This window comes from Akkermansia sp. BCRC 18949, from assembly GCF_045011645.1.
GTDB classification, from domain to species: Bacteria; Verrucomicrobiota; Verrucomicrobiia; order Verrucomicrobiales; family Akkermansiaceae; genus Akkermansia; species Akkermansia massiliensis.
Map to the genome: position 1 here is coordinate 1,690,880 of NZ_CP123619.1, position 20,994 is coordinate 1,711,873.

The 20,994-nt window shown below is 59.6% G+C and carries 14 protein-coding genes; 10 read left to right on the forward strand and 4 right to left on the reverse strand.

Going from position 1 to position 20,994, the window contains the following annotated elements; translation table 11 throughout:
* Positions 1-94 precede the first annotated feature (94 nt).
* From P8A25_RS06965 to P8A25_RS06985, 5 genes are all read left to right on the forward strand, one after another.
* Entirely contained in the window at positions 95-1,354 is a 1,260-nt protein-coding gene (locus P8A25_RS06965) for an efflux RND transporter periplasmic adaptor subunit (RefSeq protein ID WP_215442974.1), read from the forward strand.
* Between the two features lie 67 nt (positions 1,355-1,421).
* Positions 1,422-4,637, forward strand: coding sequence for an efflux RND transporter permease subunit (locus tag P8A25_RS06970; RefSeq protein WP_022397992.1), 3,216 nt, complete (start codon positions 1,422-1,424; stop codon positions 4,635-4,637).
* Positions 4,638-4,679: 42 nt separating this feature from the next.
* Positions 4,680-6,119: an efflux transporter outer membrane subunit gene (locus P8A25_RS06975; RefSeq protein WP_102730333.1), complete on the forward strand. Its 1,440-nt coding sequence runs from the start codon at positions 4,680-4,682 to the stop codon at positions 6,117-6,119.
* 701 nt (positions 6,120-6,820) lie between these two features.
* The gene (locus P8A25_RS06980) at positions 6,821-7,591 is read left to right on the forward strand and encodes a PEP-CTERM sorting domain-containing protein (protein ID WP_215442976.1); all 771 of its coding nucleotides are present in this window, start codon (positions 6,821-6,823) and stop codon (positions 7,589-7,591) included.
* A 91-nt stretch (positions 7,592-7,682) separates the two neighbouring features.
* Positions 7,683-10,688 (forward strand): GDSL-type esterase/lipase family protein, encoded by a 3,006-nt coding sequence (locus P8A25_RS06985; RefSeq protein ID WP_251827965.1) that lies wholly within the window; start codon positions 7,683-7,685, stop codon positions 10,686-10,688.
* A gap of 137 nt (positions 10,689-10,825) precedes the next feature.
* On the opposite strand, the gene P8A25_RS06990 is transcribed toward P8A25_RS06985, so the two are convergent.
* Positions 10,826-11,446, reverse strand: coding sequence for a hypothetical protein (locus tag P8A25_RS06990; RefSeq protein WP_022397996.1), 621 nt, complete (start codon positions 11,444-11,446; stop codon positions 10,826-10,828).
* Between the two features lie 98 nt (positions 11,447-11,544).
* Positions 11,545-12,084, reverse strand: a complete 540-nt coding sequence (locus tag P8A25_RS06995; protein ID WP_022397997.1) for a YcxB family protein — start codon at positions 12,082-12,084, stop codon at positions 11,545-11,547.
* Positions 12,085-12,301: 217 nt separating this feature from the next.
* Here P8A25_RS06995 and P8A25_RS07000 point away from each other — a divergent pair, with 217 nt between their 5' ends.
* The 3 genes from P8A25_RS07000 to P8A25_RS07010 all read left to right on the forward strand — a co-directional run bounded on the left by P8A25_RS07000 (position 12,302) and on the right by P8A25_RS07010 (position 16,031).
* Positions 12,302-12,745 (forward strand): PTS sugar transporter subunit IIA, encoded by a 444-nt coding sequence (locus P8A25_RS07000; RefSeq protein WP_180971054.1) that lies wholly within the window; start codon positions 12,302-12,304, stop codon positions 12,743-12,745.
* Positions 12,742-14,532: a chloride channel protein gene (locus P8A25_RS07005; protein ID WP_022397999.1), complete on the forward strand. Its 1,791-nt coding sequence runs from the start codon at positions 12,742-12,744 to the stop codon at positions 14,530-14,532. The genes P8A25_RS07000 and P8A25_RS07005 overlap by 4 nt, the downstream gene beginning before the upstream one ends.
* 488 nt (positions 14,533-15,020) lie before the next feature.
* Positions 15,021-16,031, forward strand: a complete 1,011-nt coding sequence (locus tag P8A25_RS07010; RefSeq protein WP_102722250.1) for a transposase — start codon at positions 15,021-15,023, stop codon at positions 16,029-16,031.
* Between the two features lie 131 nt (positions 16,032-16,162).
* Here P8A25_RS07010 and P8A25_RS07015 read toward each other — a convergent pair whose 3' ends face one another.
* Positions 16,163-16,888: a PEP-CTERM sorting domain-containing protein gene (locus P8A25_RS07015; protein WP_102722249.1), complete on the reverse strand. Its 726-nt coding sequence runs from the start codon at positions 16,886-16,888 to the stop codon at positions 16,163-16,165.
* 459 nt (positions 16,889-17,347) lie between these two features.
* On the opposite strand from P8A25_RS07015, the gene gdhA reads away from it, so the two are divergent.
* Entirely contained in the window at positions 17,348-18,703 is a 1,356-nt protein-coding gene (gene gdhA, locus P8A25_RS07020; RefSeq protein WP_404838613.1) for an NADP-specific glutamate dehydrogenase, read from the forward strand.
* 385 nt (positions 18,704-19,088) lie between these two features.
* On the opposite strand, the gene lpxB is transcribed toward gdhA, so the two are convergent.
* A complete protein-coding gene (lpxB, locus tag P8A25_RS07025) occupies positions 19,089-20,195 on the reverse strand; it encodes a lipid-A-disaccharide synthase (protein ID WP_215442981.1) in 1,107 nt (368 codons plus the stop codon).
* 122 nt (positions 20,196-20,317) lie between these two features.
* Between lpxB and P8A25_RS07030 the strand changes: the two genes are divergently transcribed.
* Complete coding sequence (locus P8A25_RS07030; RefSeq protein WP_240454312.1) at positions 20,318-20,992, forward strand: DedA family protein; 675 nt, start codon at positions 20,318-20,320, stop codon at positions 20,990-20,992.
* Positions 20,993-20,994 lie beyond the last annotated feature (2 nt).

A 20,994-nucleotide genomic window follows, 5' to 3' on the forward strand; every position in this document is an offset into this window, starting at 1 on the left:
CACATCTTTGCGTTGACTTTATGAGAAAAAGAAGCAAAATTTGCTCGCTCTGCCGCATCTTCCGGCACCAGCTTGCAACCAACCGCATCCATTTATGTACAACAAGCCTTTGACGATTGCCGCCACAACTCTGCTCCTGTGCTCTCCGGTGATGATTTTAACTTCCTGTGAAGGGAAAAAGGATTCAGCAGGCCAGATGCCGGCGCTCGTTCCCGAAGTGCAGGTGACCAAGCTGGTAACCAGGGACGTTCCCATCAGGCAGGAGTGGGTGGGCACCCTGCGCGGTACGGAAGATGCTGAAATCCGCTCCCAGGTGACGGGATACCTTCTTTCCAAGGATTACAAGGACGGCGCCTACGTGAAGAAAGGCCAGGTGCTTTTCCAGATTGATCCCCGCCCGTTCCAGGCAACGCTGGACCAGGCCCAGGGGCGCCTGGAACAGTATGAAGCCACGCTGAAGAAGTACAAGCTGGACGTGGAACGCTACACGCCGCTGGTAAAGACCGGCTCCGTCAGCCGCAAGCAGCTGGATGACGCCCTGCAGCAGGTCCAGGAAACGGAGGCCGCCATCGCCACGGCAAAGGCCCAGGTGGACGAAGCGAAAATCAATCTTAAATTCACCACCATCACGGCCCCCATTTCCGGTCTGGCGGGCCTGGCAACTCCTTCCATCGGCAACCTGCTGACGCCCTCCAGCCCCAATCCGCTGACCACCATTTCCGCCATTGACCCCATCCGCGTGGACTTCTCCGTGAGTGAACAGGACTTCCTGAACTCCATGGACAGCAACCTGACCAAGGAGAAGCACCTCAAGTTTGACGTCATTCTGGCCAACGGCACGGAATTCCCCATGCAGGGCGAGCCCGTAGCCATTGACAGAAACGTGGACGCCCAGACCGGCACGATCAACATCGTGGGCCATATTCCCAATCCGAACCTGACGCTCCGTCCCGGCATGTTCGTCCGCGTCCGCGCTACGGTGAAGACTTTGGAAAACGCCACGCTGGTTCCCCCGCGCGCCATCCTCTCCGCCCAGAGCGCCAAATTCATCATTTACCTGGATGACAAGAACGTTCCCCACATGCAGGTGGTGAACCTCGGTCCCGTGGTGGACGGCATGCAGGTGATCAACATCGTTCCCATGCCGCACTCCTCCTTCACGAAGGACAGCCCCATCGTGGTGGAAGGAATCATGCAGGCGGCCAAGCTCCAGGGACAGGCCCCCGTGAAGCCCCTGCCCTACAAGCCTGTCGTTTCCCAGCCCGTCATGCCTTCCGTAGGAGCGCAGTCCTTTGAAAAGGCCAAGACGCCCGAAGGCATGAAGCACGACGAAGCCCAGCCCGCCGCCAAATAATCCCCCCTCTCCTGGGAAGCCCCTCTCCCCTCCCCGCCTTTCCCGCGCACTCTCATGATTTAATACCATGTCCAGCTTCTTCATCAAACACCCGACCATCGCCATCGTCATCTCGATCGTGATGATCCTGCTCGGCGGACTGTCCCTGATGGGGCTCCCCATTGAGCAGTACCCGAACATCGTCCCGCCCACCATCAAGATGCAGGCGACCTATCCGGGCGCCAATGCGGAGACGGTGGCCAACTCCGTGGCCTCCCCCATTGAGCAATCCATTTCCGGCGTCGTGGGTATGGACTACATGACTTCCACCAACGCCAACAACGGCATCTGCTCCCTGAGCATCGTCTTTGAAGTGGGCACGGACCCCAACATGGACCAGACGCTGGCCTACATGCGCTACGGGCAGGCCACCGCCCAGATCCCTGCGGAAGTCTCCCAGATGGGCATCACCATCACCCAGTCCACGGGCAGCCCGCTGGCCGTGATCAACCTGTATTCCCCGGACGACAGCCTGAACGCCATCTTCCTGAGCAACTATGCGTACGTGAGCCTGGTGGACCCCGTGAAGCGCGTTCCCGGCGTGGGCGACGTGCAGGTGTTCGGCGCAGGACGCTACGCCATGCGCATCTGGCTGGACACCACCAAGATGGCCGCCCAGAACATCTCCGTGGGAGAAGTCCAGTCCGCCATCCGGGCGCAGAATACCGTGATTCCCGGCGGCCAGATCGGCGCGGAACCGGCCCCTCCCGGAACGGAATTCACGTACAGCATCCAGACCAAGGGCCGCCTCCAGACTGCGGAGGAATTCGGCAACATCATCATCCGTGCGGACGGGAACAAGCTCCTTTACCTGAAAGATATCGCCAAGGTGGAACTGGGTTCCCAGACCTACAACGTATCCAGTAAATACAACGGCAGGGATTCAGGCGCCATCGCCGTGTACGCGGCCCCCGGCTCCAACGCCATCAATACGGTGGACGCCCTGGTGAAGCTTTTTGAAGACCGCGCCCGCAGCTTCCCCGCCGGGATGGAGTACAACGTGACGCTGGACACCACGCTGGCCGTGCGCGCCTCCATTGAGGAAATCGAGCACACGCTGGTGGAAGCCCTCCTGCTGGTGGTGCTGGTGGTGTTCGTCTTCCTCCAGGGCTGGCGCGCCACGCTGATTCCGGCCATTGCCGTGCCGGTCTCCATCATCGCCACCTTCGCGCTGTTCCCGCTCCTGGGCTTCACCCTGAATACCATCTGTTTGATGGGCATGGTGCTGGCCATCGGCCTGGTGGTGGATGACGCCATCGTGGTGGTGGAAGCCGTTGAATCCCACATGGAACGCGGGCTGACTCCGCGCCAGGCGGCCTTCGCCGCCATGGAGGAAGTGTCCGGCCCCGTCATCGCCATCGCCCTGGTGCTGGCGGCGGTGTTCCTTCCCTCCCTGCTGCTGCCGGGCATTACGGGCACGCTGTTCCAGCAGTTTGCCGTGACCATCGCCATTTCCATGCTGATTTCCGCGTTCAACGCGCTAACGCTGTCCCCGGCCCTCTCCGCCATCCTGCTCAAGCCCAAGGACCCGAACAAGGGCGGCCCGCTGAAATTCTTCTACCGCATTTTCAACCGCGGTTATGACGCTACGGCCAGCGGCTACACCAAGGTGTGCCACTTCCTGACCCGCAAGCTCATCATCTCCATTCCCCTGCTGGCCCTGATCGCGTACGCCATCCTGCCCGTAGCCAAGCAGATTCCCAACGGCTTCCTGCCGGACGAAGACCAGGGTTACCTGTTCTCCGCCCTGATCATGCCGGAAGCCCGCTCCCTCCAGCTGACAACGGCCGCCGCGGACAAGGTTTCAGACCTCATCCGCCAGAACCCGAACGTGAAGGACGTGATCGCCATTTCCGGCTTCAGCCTGCTGACCGGGGTGCAGAGCACGAACAACGCCTTCTTCTTCGTCATGCTGAAGCCCTGGGAGGAACGCCCCAATCCGGACCAGAGCGCCAAGGCGGTCACCGCCCAGCTCAACGCCCTGCTGAGCACCAAGGTTCCGGAAGGCATCCCCATGTGCTTCCAGCCCCCGGCCATTGCAGGGGTGGGCTCCGCCAACGGCGTCACCTTCATGCTGGAAGACCGCGACGGCAAGGGCACGGAATACCTGGCGGAACAAACGGACATCTTTGTCAAGGAAGCAAGCAAGCTCCCGATATTCGACCCGCAGAAGAACGGCGGCGTGCGCAGCGTGATGTCCTTTGCCGTGGAGCAGAAGGACGTGCGGCTGGATGAAGAAAAGTGCGCCACGCTGGGCGTCAGCATCAGTGAGGCCAACAGCCTGCTCCAGGCCTACATGGGCTCCCTGTTCATCAACTACATCACCCTGTACGGCCAGCAATGGCAGGTGTACATCCAGGCGCAGGGCAGCGACCGCACCGGAACGGACATGCTCAAGAACTTCTATGTGAAGAACGACTCGGGCAGCTCCGTCCCCCTCTCCACCCTCGTGAAGATCACGGACATCAAGGGTCCGGAATTCCTGCTGCGCCAGAACCTGTACAACTCCTCCAAGCTAATGGTCACCCCGGCCCAGGGCTACTCCAACTCCCAGGCCATGGAAGCGCTGGAACAGACCTTTGAGGCCAGCATGCCCACGGACATGGGCTACAGCTACGCAGACATGAGCTATCAGGAACAAAAGATCCAGAACGGCATCGGCATCGTGCAGATCTTCCTGCTCTCCTCCGTCTTCGTCTTCCTGATCCTGGCGGCCCTGTATGAACGGTGGTCCCTGCCGCTCAGCATCTTCATGACGGTGCCCATCGCGGCCCTGGGCGCTTTCCTGGGCCTGTACTGGTTCGGGTATGAACTGAACCTGTACGCGCAGATCGGCCTGGTGATGCTCATCGGCCTGGCGGCCAAGAACGCCATCCTGATCGTGGAATTCGCCGTCATTGAAATGGAACGCGGCAAGACGCTGATGGAAGCCACGCTCTCCGCGGCCAGAATCCGTCTGCGCCCCATCCTGATGACCTCCTTCGCCTTCATCCTGGGCTGCGTTCCGCTGGCCCTGGCCTCCGGTTCCGGCGCCTACTCCCGCAACATCATCGGTATTGTGGTGATTGCCGGGATGACGATGGCGACGGTAGTGGGCGTCTTCCTGATCCCGTGCTCCTTCTACTTCATCATGAAGCTTTTCCGCGTCCGCATCGCCCGGAAGACGGTGGAAACGGAGGATCCGGATGAAATCATCGCCCGGAAGCACCTCTTCCATGAAGCCCATGAATCACTGAAAGGGTAAAAACCGCCCTTGAAACCATTTAAAAACAGACAAAACGCCATTATGCGACCGAACCAATACATCACACGCGCCATCCTGCTGGGCACGGCCATCACGGCTTCCTCCTGCATGATGGGTCCCGACTTCAAGCCGGTGGACATGCCCATGCCCACGGCGTTCAGAGGAGCCTCCGCGGCCACGGAGTCCATTGCGGACCTGCCCTGGTGGAAAGTTTTCAAGAACAAGGATCTCCAGGACCTCCTGACGGATACCTACCAAAACAACCGTGACCTGAAGGCCACCATGGCGCGCGTGGAAAAGGCCCGCCAGTACATCACCATCACGGAAGCCCCGCTCTTCCCGTGGGCGGATTATTCCGGCTCCCTCAGCAAGGGCTCCAACTACACCAGCGGCAACGTGGTCCAAACCTCCGCCGTTGGCAATACCTTGACGCCCGGATCCATTGACGCCGGCATCTCCTGGGAGCTGGACATCTGGGGCAAGACGCGCCGGATGACGGAAGCGGCCCGCGCAGACTACCTCGCTTCCGAAGAAGGCCAGCGCGCGCTCATGCTCTCCCTGCTCCGCCAGGTGGCTGACTCCTACCTCCAGCTCCTCCAGCTGGACGAACAGCTTGCCATTGTGCAGAAATCCGTGGAATCCTATTCCGAAAGCCTCCGCCTGTTCGACGAACAGCTTGAAGGCCAGGTGGGCGACAGGCTCCAGGTAGCCTCCGCCAAGGCCGCCCTGGCTTCCTCCCAGGCACAGATTCCCGCCATCCAGGTGCAGATCGCCAATCTGGAAAACGCGGTCTCCGTCCTGGCCGGACGCGCTCCCGGCCGCATCCGCCGTTCCGGCAGCACCCGTGACATCGCCTACAACGTGAAGGTTCCCGCCGGCATTCCGGCCTACATCCTTTCCAGAAGGCCCGACGTCCGCCAGAGCGAATACCAGTTGCGCGCGGCCAACGCGGAAGTGGGCGTAGCCATTGCCAACTATTTCCCGACCATCTCCCTGACGGCGGCCGGCGGCCTGGCCTCCGCGGACCTGCGTCACGTGCAGGGCCGCCGCGGCGGCTGGGGCTTTGGAACCAACCTGACCGGCCCCCTCTTCCAGGCGGGCAAGCTGACGGCTTCCGAAAAGGCTGCCAAGGCCGAATTCCTGGCAGCCAGCAACGACTATGAACAGACGGTGCTGAACGCCCTGGCGGAAGTCTCCAGCACGCTCATCCAGCGGGCCAAGCTGCGCAATATCACCTCCATCCAGTCAGAGGCCGTGGAAGCCTACCAAACAGCGGTGAAGCTCTCCTTTGAGCGTTACCGCACGGGCCTTTCCAACTACATTGAAGTGCTGTACGCCCAGCAGAACCTGTACCCTGCGCAGATTCAGCTTTCCCAGTACTACTATCAGCACGCCAGCACGCTGGTTTCCCTGTACACGGCCCTGGGCGGCGGCTGGAACATGAGTCACAAGGCTATCATGGATGGCCCGTCCAAGCGATAAAAAACGCTCCTCCCTTAAAATCGGGAGTTTCCTTGACTGTTTTTTTCATTCCCCGGCAAGTACAAGCTTGCCGGGGAATTTGCTCTCCGGCGGAGCGGAAAACAGGCGCGCCGCCTTCCCAGTTCCTGGCGGGCCGGGCATCCGCGGTCTTCCCGCTTCCGGCAGAAGGGATTGATGAGTCCGGAGCGGGACGGTCAATGGATTATCCACTGTTTGCGCCGCTTCACGGATTGCCGGTCATCGCATCTCCTGCCCTCCTCCTTTTTCCCTTTCCCCGGCTCGGTTTCCGCGGGGGACGGAAACAGTTTTGGAATTGATTTGGAACCAATTCATTTACAATCAAGATGGCGTAAAAGAATTGCATCGTGTTTTTCAGGAATTAATTATCCACGATTTTTCTATTCCATAATTACGGGCAACTCCATACTGCTCCTGCTCTTACAACTGATTTCAAGCGCCTGGGCGGATTCCTAATCCGTCAACAATTAAAAATATTAACGGTAAATGTATTGTTTATCATAAAATATTGATATTCATCATAATTTAAAAGATCTGGTCTTTTCAGGACAATTCCTTTTCCCATGATTCTCTAGCCTTTATCCATGCTTGCATTGGATGGGTCCACAAGCGGATTAGGAATCCGATAAAAAACGGACGTTCTCTTGCGCGGGAACATTTCTCCAATCCGTACAGCAATCAATATGAAGACCACATACCTGACCCTCCTGGCCGCCGTTCTGGGAGGCAGTCTATCCTTCGCCGCTTCCATAAATGGAATGGATTCCTCTTATTCAAAGGGTTACACCATTTATAACGGAAGCAACGGAGACACCCTGAATGTTTCCTCTCCCTCCGTGCCCGTGCATACCGGCTCCGGAGCCACTCCATGGACCATGGCCCTGACCATTTCCGACCTGGGCACCACCTCGGGGACGGATGTAGGCCTGCTGTTTACCTATAATACCACCTCCAATTACAAGAACCTGGAGGGGATGGGCTACCGGCTGACGGAGTCGGGAGACCTCACTCTGTGCGCAGGCGGCTTTAACTACAACGGAGGCACGGCAGGCACCTCCCCCTGGAAAACGCAAACGCTTTCCGGCTATTCCGCAGGACAGGCCCTCACCCTGTTTTACACATACAATGACGGGAATGTCACTATTTCCGCCATGCTGGGGGACGATACGTCCACCCTGACCACTCTGGCCTCCCTGAACGGCTCCGGGGTCAAATTCGGCAGCGTCACCATGAACCAGCTCAATTTTTCCGCCAAGGACGGTTCCGGAAACACCTGGACTCCTCCGGACGGCGTCACCGGGGAATATACCCTGAACAATTTTGACCTGTACCTGGGAGCACTGACAGAAGACCAGATGAAGGAATACGCCTTGAGCGCCGTTCCGGAGCCGGCCGCGGCCTCCCTCGGCCTGCTGGGCCTGGGCATCCTGCTGGTACGCCGCCGGAGAGCCTAGCCTTTTCCAGCCACGGCCATCCCTGTCCATTCAGGGATGGCCGTTTTATTCACTTTTTTCAAACATCCGTTTCATTCCCCTGCTCCCCTTGATGAAAACCAGGCTCCCTCTCTCCCTCCTGGCCGCCCTGCTGGCGGCTTTCCCCTCCGCCATCGCCGCCCCTGCGGGCACGGACCTGGGCAACGTCATGTACGTAGGCGATTCCATCACCCACGGCATGAACAGCGGCACTTACCGCTGGGCCCTCCATAAAATATTTGCGGACAACGGCATTTCCTACCATGCGGAAGGCGTGAAAACCGGCAACTATTCCGGAGGCGTCACCGCGGGAACCTCCTACGGCGGCCAGGTTTTCAACAACGAACATTCCTCCCAGGCAAGCGCAAGGGCCTGGGAAATATCCGGCAGGAAAACCGGAAGCAGGTTTGACGGCTCCAACATCTCCAACTGGCTGGGGCTTTCCGATGCCAAAGCAAACGGAGCAGCCTACCAGGGCCCGACCTTCACGGGAACGGACACACCGAATACCTTTTTCGTGATGATCGGCACCAACGACCTTCTCTCCGACGGCGACAATTCCACCCTGGACAGCCGTCTTGATTCAGTCACCCGGGATCTTCTGGCGGACATGGACGCCATCGTAGACACCATGCACGCCGCCAACGGCAGCGCGAACGTCATCGTTCTAACCATTCCCTGCTGGAGCCAGCATTCCAACGGCAATTCGGACGCCACCCACCAGGCGGTGGAAACCTATAACGCCTCCCTGAATTCCTGGGGGCAGTCCAGGCAGGGCGTCACGGTCATCGACGTCAACAGAGGGATCATTGACGTGGCTTCCTCCAAGCCGTTTTACGGGGTGCGGTCCATGTTCAACAATCCCGCGGCGGACGGACTCCACCCCAACGCCCAGGGAGACCTGCTCATGGCTGGCAACATCGCCAAAGCCATGGGCTATGCGGGCCGCTCTGCCGGACAACTGCGCCGGGACGCCGGGGAAATGGCCGTCAACTTCCACCAGGGCGCAGGAGAGCCCGCATGGACCGGAGTGCAGAACCTGGCGGATGCGGGCTTTTCCGTATCCAACATTGGCGTGAACGCGGAAGGAATCAGCCTGGGACAGGCGGGGACAAGTTCCATTTCCCGGACATGGACGGAGGGAACGGCCCTGAAAAACGGCTTTACCTTTGATTTCAACCTGGTCCTGGGAGACGGGGCGGCAAACGGCTGGAATCTCTCGGACCAGTTCAGCGTCAGCCTGGGGAACGGCTCTTTTTACGGCACGCTCAACATTAACGAGGCCTATATCAAATGGGGGGATACCATCCTGTATTCCCTGGACATGTCCGCCAATACGGAAAACCTGCGCATGGCGTACGTCACGGGCAATGAGCAGGAAGGGCTGAAAGGCGGCTATTACGTCTGGCTGGGGGACATGCTGATCGGGGAAGCGCTTTCCGTCACCTCCGGTTCCGGCAGCAACGGCGTCATCATCCAGTATGACGGCAACGGAAACGCCATCCTGAAAGACCTGTCCATGGATGGCACAGGATCGTATGCCCCACCCACTTCCGGGCTGGTCAATGAAGAGAACGCCTTTATTTCCGCCGGAGCGGACTCCGGGGGCTCGTCAGGCACTCCGGAGGGCAACATCGCGTGGCCGGAAACTGGCTTCACGCATTCCGCCGCCAACCAGAATTGCTCCGGCGTCTTCGATGCCCGCGCCCAGGCGGACGCCTCCTCCGGGAGGCTGGGAAACTCCGTGAACGTCACCATCACTTCCGGAAACGCCACACATGTGTATGCCAGCACCGGCAATTATACGGGGGACGTCTGGCTGACCATCGCCAAGGAAGGGCAGGCCTCCGCCTGGTACGGGGCCCATGGAAATTCCGGAACACTGAACGGGAATGCCGCCCTGCGCTTTACGGACGCCGCCACGGGCGGAAGCACCGTCTTCGGCGCCGTGAACGCCTCCGGCGTGACCGGAAACGTTTATCTGGAATTCTCCGCGGAAAACGCCTCCTTCGGCACCTTCACCAGCAATAACGCCTCCTCCGTGGTCGGATCCTATGCTGCGGATATCAAGGGGAACGTGGACATCGTGATTAACTCCGGCTCCTTTTCCAGCCAAATCATGGGAGGCATTTACGCGAATGCCAAGAACGGCACAACCACCATCGGGGGAGCCACGCACGTTTACGTCAACGGAGGCTCCATTAACGGAGACGTGATGGGGGGAGGCCTGACAGGCTCCATTTCCGGCGGTTCCAACGCCACCGTCACGGGCGGAGTCATCGCCGGCTCCGTTTACGGCGCAGGCAAGGGAGGCTCCATCCGGGAGGGAAGCGCGGTACGCGTTACAGGGGGCACCATCAAGGGAGATGTGTATGCGGGAGGCTCCGGCGGCACCGTTCAGGGAAATACGTCCGTCACCGTGGCCGGAAACTCCGCCACGCTTCACAACGGGAAGTCCTGGAGCAGTATCTCCGGGGGCGGTTTCGGCGGCGCCGTCAACGGCAGCTCCATCGTGCGCATCCAGGATCTTTCCTCCGGGACGGCGGCCTACGGTTTTGACAAGTATGCCGGAACCATCAGCGGCGGCACGAATGTGAGCGGCGGCAGAAGCCTGGTGCTGGACCATGTGACCGTGGAGCATTTCCAGGCTTCCCTGAGCGACTTCACCCATGTTTCCGCCGTCAACCAGACCCGCACCACGCTGAACTCCCTGGGAGGAGCGCTCACCGTAACCATTGAAGCCGGAAGCGGACTCGTCCTGAACGGAGTTTCAGACATGACCACGCTCATTCTTGGGGAACACGCCTCCCTGACTCTTCAGGGACTTACCGCGGACAAAGTCATCGTGGACATTACGGGCACCAGCAACTACACGCTTTCACTGACGGAGATTCCCGCCAATCTGGACAACATCAAATTCCTGAACGGCGGCATTCTGTATGATGCGGCCATGTCCACGGACCCCCAGGCCAATTCCGCCATGGTCTTCGCCCAGGCGCCGGAGCCGGGGAGCGCTTCCCTGGGTCTGGCCGGACTGGCCACCCTGCTGTGGCGCAGGCGCAGAAAAATCTTCCATTAACGGCCCTTTGTTTTCTTCAGGCCCTGATGGACGAAAGAAGCCCCCGCAGGCGTATGCCGCGGGGGCTTCCCATGGAAGGAAACGAAAGAGGAGGCGTATTGCTACGCCCGCCGGGCGCTTCATGGAAGCGCAAGGCTTCAGGCTCCCCTGTTTTTAAACAGCTCCAGCGCAAGCTGGGACCAGGTTTCCAGCTTCTCAAACATCTCCCCGGACAGTTCCTCCGGGGCCACGAAACGGAGATTGGCCAGCGCGGCTTCATTCGCGCGCACCCGGTCCGTATCCAGCTCAAACAGATGGACGATGCCCAGATGCACGGCTCCCACGTCATTGGAATCGTCATTGATCACGCCTAGCACCCGCTGGGTGCAGCTCCCGTCAATAACCAGTTCCTCGCGGATTTCACGCTCCACCCCGGCCAGATAGGTGGAAACATCGTCATGGCCGGACTGGCGGTCCACCGGATTGATATGGCCTCCGATGCCGATGGAGCCCTTGTCATGCAGCCGGGCCTCACCGCCGGAGCCGCCGCGCGTGTAATGCAAGATGCGGCCCTGGTGGCAGAAAATGGCATAGGCGATGATCTGCTTGTGGGAGGGGTCGTTTTCCGCCGCCTCCCGGTCCATGAAGGAGGAGACCCCCGGCTTCATGAACGCATTCAGATAATGATCCCCGCCTTCCCGGTGTCCCTGGAAATAACCCGCTTCTTCAAACGTGGCGCGGGGAACCACCAGAACCTGTTCTCCATTGTAACGTGACATGGAGACACCCTACCCGTTTTGACCCCGCGCTCAACAAAAAAGGCGCGGAAACGGCAAATTTGAGCCCCTTCCGGAACGGCCGAGAACGGCTTTCCGCCTCAGGAAATATCCCGGACTTCCACGCCATGGTTCCGGAACCGGCGCATGATGCTTTCCAATTGATCCGTGCTCATGAGCTTGAGCGGCAGCCACAGCACCAGCTTCTTGCCGAAGAGGAACAGCAGGGCGTGGCGCGTCTTGCACAGGGTAGTGAAGCGGTCGTAGGGGATATTCATGGGCTCGACGTCCTTGCTGGAGAAAGTCATGTAATCCTCATGGAAGACGTAATCCTTTTCCTGATGGTACATGGGCACCTTCTTGTTCGCGGCCAGGGCGGCCTTCGCCAGAAAGGGAACGTAGAACCAGGACAGGATGATCGCCATCAGCGCCCCGGCCAGGGACAGCCACGCGAATATGGGCAGCGGGCGCAGGGAGAAGGAGTACAGCGTCATCAGCACAAAAAAGGCGGTGATGGCCAGATCCAGCGGTTTCTTCCACTTGGGGCGCACCGTATTGTACCACATCACCAGCACCTGGGTCGCCAGGCGGTCGGAAGGCACGGGCTTGACGAGTTTGATGACCTCTGAATCCTGCATCATGGCGGCAGGGTAGCTTCATTCCCGCGGAAGAGAAAGCCTAAAAACAGGCCGTTCCGCCGCGTTTGTGTCAAAAAAGCCGCGCCGGAAAGGCGCGGAGGTCCTTTTTGTCCGCCCCAATTCACAGGGAAAGCCTCCTTCCCCGTACGCAGGCCAGAATTTCCTTGATAATCATGGTTCCCTTCATAGAATTAAAAGCCAAAAGCCTTTAGCAGACCCGGTGGCAGACAATCTTCAAATTCACGTACGCACGTTCCAGCCCGCAACCACTCAGGAACAGGCTCTGGAAACCTTGACGGATTCCATGGCGGAAGTCCTTGACGAACGTCAGCTAAGGCACATCAAGAATGCGGTCCTTCTGCGCGAGGAAACGCAAACCACCTATCTGGACCACGGCCTGGCCGTCCCCCACGGGCGCACCAGCGCGCTGGACTCCATGCAAGTCACCGTAGGCATCAGTCCGGAAGGCGTCCTCTGGCCGGATGACGCACGCAATGCCCACCTCATCGTGATGCTGGGCGTTCCCACCGCCATGGTGACCGGCTACCTGACCACCATGCAGAAGCTGCTGCGGTGGCATAAAAACGCTCCCCTGGGCCCCAATGGGGAATGGACGGGAGACGAAGCCAGCCTGCTGGCGTCCCTTCAACACGCCCTGCAATGACGGACAAGAAGAACCAGCCTGCGGCGAAGACGCGCATTTCATGGTCATGGCTGCGCATGGCGCTGAGCCTGCGTGAAAAGGTCAAGCTGGGTGACAAGCAAGTCATCTTCATCTGGGCGGTCGTCGTCGGCGCGCTGGGCGCCCTGACGGCCCTTGTTTTTGAAATGGGGGTGGAACTGGTGCAGGACGTCCTGACGGGACGCACCAGCTACAAGCAAATCCAGGTCTTTCAGGAAATGGCCAGCCAGGACTGGGCCTGGTGCATCTTCGTTCCGGCGGCGGGCGGCCTGCTGGCCGGCCTCACCCTTCTCTTCACCCACCGCTTTGTCCCGGCCAAGGCCACGGAATACATGGAAGCCGTGGCGCTGGGCAACGGCTATGTGCCGCCCAAGCCCAGCCTGCTGCGCTCCCTGTCCGCCGTTTTCTCCGTAGGTTCCGGCGCCTCCATCGGCCGTGAAGGCCCGCTGGTGCAGGCCGCCGCCGTGGTGGGGTCCGCCTTGGGCCGCTTCTTCCATCTCTCCGCCCCGCGCCTGCGCCTGGTGGTTGCCTGCGCCGCCGCCTCCGGCATGTCCTCCGCCTTCCATACGCCCCTGGCCGGCGGCCTGTTCGTGAGTGAAATCGTGCTGGGCGCGCTGACCATTGACTTTCTCGCCCCCCTGCTGGTGGCGAGCTGCGCCGGATACTTCACCATGGGCCTGTTCCATGAACCGGCCCCCATCTACCAGCTCCAGCAGGAAGTATCCCTGACGGGCAACCAGCATGTGCTCTGGTGCGTTCTGCTGGGCGCGCTGGCCTCCCTGGTCGCCAGCTTCTGGCTCCTGATCCTCAAAAAATCGCGCCAGTACCTGAACGGGAAGCGCCAGTGGCTTCCCGTGCGCCTGATGGCCGCAGGGATGCTGGTGGGCGTCATCGCCATCTTTTACCCGGAAATCGTGGGGAACGGCAAAAACATCATCACCTCCCTCATTCATTATGAATTTGACGCCACGAGGGCCGGCATCCTGCTATTCCTGAAAATCTTCACCGTCGCCATCGTCTTCGGCGTGGGTACGGTGGGGGGCGCCCTGACGCCCAGCCTGACCATCGGGAGCGTCTGCGGCTTCCTGTTCAGCGCGGCGCTCACCCAGCTCGGAGTTCCGGGGGACCATGCCATCGCCTATTCCCTGGTGGGCATGGCCGCCTTCTTCACCACAGCGGCCAACGCCCCCATCACCTCCTTGGTGCTGGTAGTGGAATTCACCATGGCCGGGCACATGATGTTTCCCCTGATCATCGGCGTTCTGGTCTCCTACGGCATGGCGAGGCTCACCAAGGCCCAGTCCATGTACCATGATTCCCTGGCCTTCGGACCCAGAAGCACCTTTGACAAGCCCCTGGCCCAGGTGCAGCTCCAGGACGTGGCGCGCAAGGACCCGCCCGTGGTCCACCCGCTGGATAAATTCGGCACGATTGCCTCCATGCTCATCAAGAACCCGGCGCAGCCCATCTTCGTCACCTCCCCGGCGGGCAAATACCTGGGCAGCGTGGTAGCGGAAGATGTGGCGGCCTTCGCCCGCAACAAGGAACTGGCCCAGGCCGTCCTGGCCATGGACGTGCTGCGCAGCGACATGCCCACGCTTCCCGCGGACATGCACCTTCCGGAAGCTCTGGGCATCTTCTCGCGCCCCCACTGCTCGGAATCCCTGGCGCTGGTGAACCCGAACAACGATCTGCTGCTGGGAGTGGTCAACAAGACGGACCTTTACCTGGTGCTCTCCGAAATCATGCGGCGGGAAAAGCTGCAATAGGAGAGGCGTTTTCCGGGCCGCGCCCTGGTTCCGGGAAGACCCGCGGGAAGCGCACCAGGCCCCAGGGGCTCTTAAAAAATACACGGACAAAGGCAACCCTCTCCGTTAATTCAAAGGAAGCCTTCTCTTTTCTCTTCGTCCGCTGGCTCCCTTTTTCTTTTCCGTCGCCGCATTGGCATGCGGCGCTCCCGACGGAATTCAGGGAATAAAACACCGCGGCCTTCTCCGGCGCCTCATTCCTCCGCAAACCTTTCATGAAAAAAGACGGGGAAACGCCGGCATGGCTGCGCCGCTGCCATCCGGGCAAAGGGCTTCCCGGTCTTTCCCGGCAGCATCCTGTCCGGCGTTCACCGGAGGCGGGCTCCCCCTTTCCGGAAACACGGACCCGCTTAAAAACGCATTTTTTCCACCCTCTTTTTTCGCAATAGGGGTCAGGTTAAAAATAACAACAAACTTGCATTTTTGACCTCATCCGGTACGCTTCCGGCATGAGCCGTACCCTGAGAATAGAATACCCTGGAGCGGTCTATCACGTGCAGAGCGAGGGCAACCGCGGAGACGCCATTTACCTGGATGACGAAGACAGGGAGACCTTTCTGCGCACTTTCCAGGAGGCGGCCCGCAGAAGCGGCTGGACCGTGTACGCCTATGCCCTGATGGCCAACCACTACCACATTCTCTTCCAGACCGCGCGCGCGAACCTGGTGGACGGCATGAAATGGCTCCAGACTGCCTACACCCAGCGTTTCAACGCGCGCCACCGCATGCGGGGCCACCTGTTTGCGGGCAGGTACCACGCCATGGTGGTGGAAGCGGAAAACGCCCACTATTTTTCCACCATCATCGACTATATCCATCTGAATCCGGCGCGGTCCGGCCTGGCACGCCGCCACACGTTCCTTTCCGGCTGCAAATGGACCAGCCTGCCCGCATGGCTGGACGCGCCCGCCAAAAGGCCCAAGTGGATTCATCCGGAGCGCGGCCTCGTCTGCTTTGGCTGCGACGACACGGACGACGGCCGCCAGAAGTACCTTAACCACCTGATGGGCCGCTTTGAAGCGGAACGCATGGACGAACGCTCCCTGCTCCCCGCCGGCCATGTGGGCCCCGGCACCGTCCAGCGGGGCTGGTGCTACGGCTCCAGCGCCTTTCGCGCCAGGCTGGTGGGCGAACTTCCCCGGCTGGCGCGCAGAAAGCCCGTCACGACGGGCATGCGCGCCTCGGAAATAGGGGAATACCAGGCGGAGATCATTGTGAAAAACGGCCTGAAAGCGTTCGGGCTCTCGGAGGAGGACTTGCTCGTCACGCCCTACAGCCATCCGTCCAAGCTCATCATTGCCCTGGCCGTCCGGCAAAGCACGCTGGTTCCGTACGCCTGGATCAGCAACCGCCTGCACATGGGCATTCCCAAATCCATGGGCACCCTGCTCCACCGGGCCAAGAAGATGGCGGAAACGGACTTGAAGACGCGGGCATGGATCGAACGCCTGACCGCCTGATTTTTCCCTGCGGGAGCGTCCAAAAGAAGCTTCTCCCGGCCCGTCACATGGAAAAATCCGGAGGGAGGGAACCATGCCGTCCCTCCGGACATCACCCCGTGACAGGATAAAGAACGCCGGAGCGAACGATGTTATGCCCTGCGCCGGCGCACCAGCATAGCGGCCAGCCCAAGCAATCCCATGGATGCCGAAGCCGGTTCCGGAACAACTGAAAACGCCATGGCCGCAACCCCGGCTTTCTGCCCTCCGATACGGAAATCAAGAGTATCCGCCGTCGCCTCCCCTGTCCATTTGACCAGGGTCAGCTTGCCGTTGGCGAAGGAAGGCGTGGACGAAAAACCGGTCCCGTCCGTTGCCGCGTATTCAAAGGTGCCGGTTCCCCCGGTCACGGTAGTGGCCCCCGGAGCGGCCACGATACTGGAAATGAACATGTAAAATGTCACCGTGTCTCCCACCGTCAGCCCCCCCAATTGAATGGAGGATGTGGTGGAGCCTCCGGCGCCGGGAGCCATGTAGGAGGACAGCGCACCGTAATCAAAAGAACCGAGGGTATTGACCAGATCCGTCATCGCCGCCTTGTTCTGGTAATAGGCGTAATAGGCAGGGTCACCCTCCCCGGGAGTTACGGCGGAAAGCTCCGTGTTAAAGAAATTCCCGGCGCTTTTAACGATTTTAAGCGTGTAGGGAGTATCGCTTCCGGAAGCGTCCGCCAAGGGGAGAACAGCCGCAGCATTGGAAGTGTACTGGTTCATGCCGTCTCTGCCTGGGCCATCCCTGTACACGTCCACAAAAACGGAAGCCGCCTGGGCGATGGAAAAAGCCCCTCCGGAAATAAGCAGGAATAATGTTTTCTTCATGGTTTTTGACTATTCTGACAATGGAGGCCAGTTTAAGGATTTTGAATCCGGACAATCACGCAAGACGCAGAAAACCGCCTGTTTATAAAAAATGTCCCGTCCATTCATCACAGGCGAATTCCGTCTGTGGCACAGCGGCGTTTCCTGATAACTTTTTCTTTTTCATTCATTCCTTATTGACACCGGATTCAAAATCCGCCTCCGGGGAAAAAGAAGCCGGATTACCAGGTATGTCCTCCGGTTTCCACCCCCCGGAATATGCCGTATGAACGAATATCCATCGTCCATAGGGGTCAGTTTACAAATTACAACATGAAAAGATATTTTCTATTTTCCTGCTGACCCTTTACACTTTCCGGGGAAAAAAATGATTGCCAGTCCGCGCCGCGGAATGATAAACGAAAAGCGCGTGCGAAAAACCGCGCGTGAAGCGTCAACCCAAATACAACAACAGAGAAGATGGCACAGACATATTCCCAGCGCGTGCTCGACTTGGTGAAAACCAGGAACAGCCACGAAAAAGAATTCATCCAGGCCGTTCAGGAAGTGCTCAACACGATTGAGCCGGTTCTGGCCGCAGAATCCAAGTATGAAGACCACGCGATTCTGGAACGGATCGTGGAACCGGAAAGAACCATCCTGTTCCGCGTGCCGTGGATCGACGACCGGGGCAAGGTTCAGGTGAACCGCGGGTACCGTGTGGAATTCAACAGCGCCATTGGGCCGTACAAGGGCGGCCTCCGCTTCCACCCCAGCGTGAACCTCGGCATTCTGAAGTTCCTGGGCTTTGAACAGGTTTTCAAGAACTCCCTCACCACCCTGCCCATGGGCGGCGGCAAGGGAGGCTCCGACTTCGACCCCAAGGGCAAGAGCGATAATGAAGTGATGCGCTTCTGCCAGAGCTTCATGACGGAACTCCAGCGCCACATCGGCGCGGATACGGACGTTCCCGCCGGGGACATCGGCGTGGGCGGCCGCGAGATCGGCTATCTCTTCGGCCAGTACAAGAGAATCCGCAATGAATTCACCGGCGTTCTCACCGGCAAGAGCCTGAACTGGGGCGGTTCCCTCATCCGTCCGGAAGCCACCGGCTACGGCTGCGTGTACTTCGCCCAGAACATGCTCGCCACCCGCAACGACGATTTGCAGGGCAAGGTTTGCCTGGTGTCCGGCTCCGGCAACGTGGCCCAGTACACGGTGGAAAAACTCAACGAACTGGGCGCGAAGCCCGTCACGATGTCCGATTCCAACGGCTACATTTACGATCCGGACGGCATTTCCCCGGAAAAACTGGCCTGGGTCATGGAACTCAAGAACAATCGCCGCGGCCGCATTGCGGAATACGTGAAGCAGTTCCCGAAGGCGCAGTACTTTGAAGGCCAGCGTCCCTGGAGCGTCCCGTGCGACTGCGCCTTCCCCTCCGCCACGCAGAACGAAATCAACGGAGAAGACGCCCGCACCCTCATCAAGAACGGCTGTACCCTGGTGGCGGAAGGCGCCAACATGCCCACGGACCTGGAAGGCATTGAAACCTACCTGGCCGCCAAAATCCTGTACGGCCCGGCCAAGGCCGCCAACGCCGGCGGCGTGGCCACCTCCGGTCTGGAAATGTCCCAGAACAGCCAGCGCCTCTCCTGGACGCGGGAGGAAGTGGACCACAAGCTGAAGAGCATCATGGCCAACATCCACGCGAACGCCCTGGCCCACGCCCAGGAATACTCTTCCGACAAATCCTTCACCAACTACGTCACCGGCGCCAACATTGCCGGCTTCGTGAAGGTGGCGGATTCCATGATCGACCAGGGAGTGGTTTGAGTCCCGGTTGTGACACACTTGCTGCCAACGTAAAACACAACAGAAGCGCCGGGTTCGCCCGGCGCTTTTCTTTTATTCCTTTCAAGGGGCCTCTCCGGCCCGGAAATAGCTTTAAATGCTGCGCCCGGCAGAACGAGCAGGAACATTCCACAGAAGGATTTCTCTGCCTGAAAAACTACTCCCGATTCCAAAAGGAACGTTCACCGGGAATTCACGGCAACAAATCCCCTGGTCCGGACCGGGAGACAGAATGGAAAAACGGAACCGGCATTTCACCGGACAACGGCCACGGATGTATTTTCCCCATTCCGGTTGCGAACCCGTTTCCATCAATAAAACGGCCGGCGCAATTCTTCCCGGTTCAAATCGTCAAAAAACCGGAGCATTACTCCTTCAGCAGACGGCAGACGGCCTGGGCCGCGTGTTCCGCCGCTCCGCCCTGCCCCAGCTTGTCGGAGGCCTGCTTCATGTCCGCCAGCAGGGCATCCCTGTTTTCCGGAACCAGCAGGCGTTCTATTTCCTCAATCACCTTGTCCGGCGTAAAATCAAACTGGATCAGCTCCTTGACTACGGATTTCTGCGCCAGAATGTTCACCATGCCGATGAAGCGTATTTTAATAAGCATGCGCGCCATCCAGTACGTGAGCAGGGGAACCTTGTACACCAGCATGTACGGAAGCCGGTGCAAGGCGGCCTCCATCGTGGCGGTGCCGGAAGCCACCACCCCCATGGTGGCGCGGTCCATCAGTTCATGATATCCCCCCACCGTAATGTGGAACAGCTCCGGCGGCATGCCGGCCTTCTGCGCCATGCCGCGCATTCTTTCTGCAAGCGCCTCCGTGGAAGCTGCGGTTTCAAAAGACAGCTCCGGCCGTTCCCCGGAAAGGCGGCGGACCACCTCTATAAACACCGGGAAATGCCTGTCAATCTCACGGTTCCGGCTGCCGGGAAAGAGACCGACCAGGGACGCCTCCCGGACGTCATCCTTCCGGATGGAAGCAATCTCGTCCACCAGGGGGTGCCCTACGAACTCCGTTTTCAGCCCGGCTTCCTGGAACAAGGAAGCCTCAAAGGGGAAGATGCACATCATCAGGTCCAGCATGCGCACCATCTTGGGAATGCGGCCGCGGTGCCATGCCCATACCTGCGGGGAAATAAAATAAATGATTTTGGTATGCGGGCAGCACTTGCGCACCTTTTCCGCCAGACGCAGGTTGAATCCCGGGTAGTCGATCAGAATGAGGCAGTCCGGCTGGTCCTGCCGTATCTGCTCCAGAATGGAGAGAAAACGCTTCCGGAACCACCCGTATTTCTTGAGCACCTCCACCACGCCGATGACGGCGGCTTCATCCGCCCAATCCTCCACGCCGGGGCATAACGCATGCATGCCGTGGCCGCCCAGTCCCCTGACCTCCATGCCGGGCATCAGGCGCAGCAGATTCTTCAACAGCAGGGCTCCGTGAATGTCCCCGCTCTTCTCGCCTGCTATCATGTAAAGCTTCATCACTCTCTGCAACGGCGCGCGCCGTATGCCTTCCAACCTTACCAGCCTCTTTTCCAAGGTGCAATAAAAGACTTTTCTTTCAAGGATTTTAATGCAAGATACGCGCCGTTATGCATGAGTTGATCTCACTTTGGATGTCCTGGGTGCAGGACTGGGGATATGCGGGCGTCATCGTCCTGATGGCCATGGAAAGCTCCATTTTCCCCGTCCCCAGTGAGGTAGTCATCCCGCCTGCGGCCATTCTGTCCGCCCAGGATGGAGCATCCATGAGCTTCTGGGGGGTGGTGGTTGCCGGAACGTTCGGCTCCTGGCTGGGATCCGCCATTACCTACGCCGTAGCCCGTATTGTGGGGCGCCCGGTCATCATGCGCTGGGGCAAATTCTTTTTCATGCCGCCCAACAAGGTGGAGAAGGCGGAAGTCTTCCTCCAGCGGTATGAGGTGTCAGGCGTTTTCTTCGCCCGCCTTCTGCCCGTCATCCGGCACCTGATCTCCATTCCCGCAGGCATTGTCCGCATGGGCTTCGGCGTCTTTTCCCTGGTCACCGTGCTCGGCGCGTTTGTCTGGTGCACGGTGCTCGCCTGGTACGGCCACCGCATCGGGGAACGGCATCCGGAACTGCTCAAGTCCCCGGAGGAGCTGATTTCCACCGTCAAGAGCGAAAGCCTTCCCCTTATTCTGGCCGTGCTGGTGCTGGCCGTCTGCTACATCCTCATGCTGCGCCTGACGGACCGCAAAAAACCGGAAGACGCCGCAGCGGACGCTCCCGCTGAAAAGGAGCAGTAAAA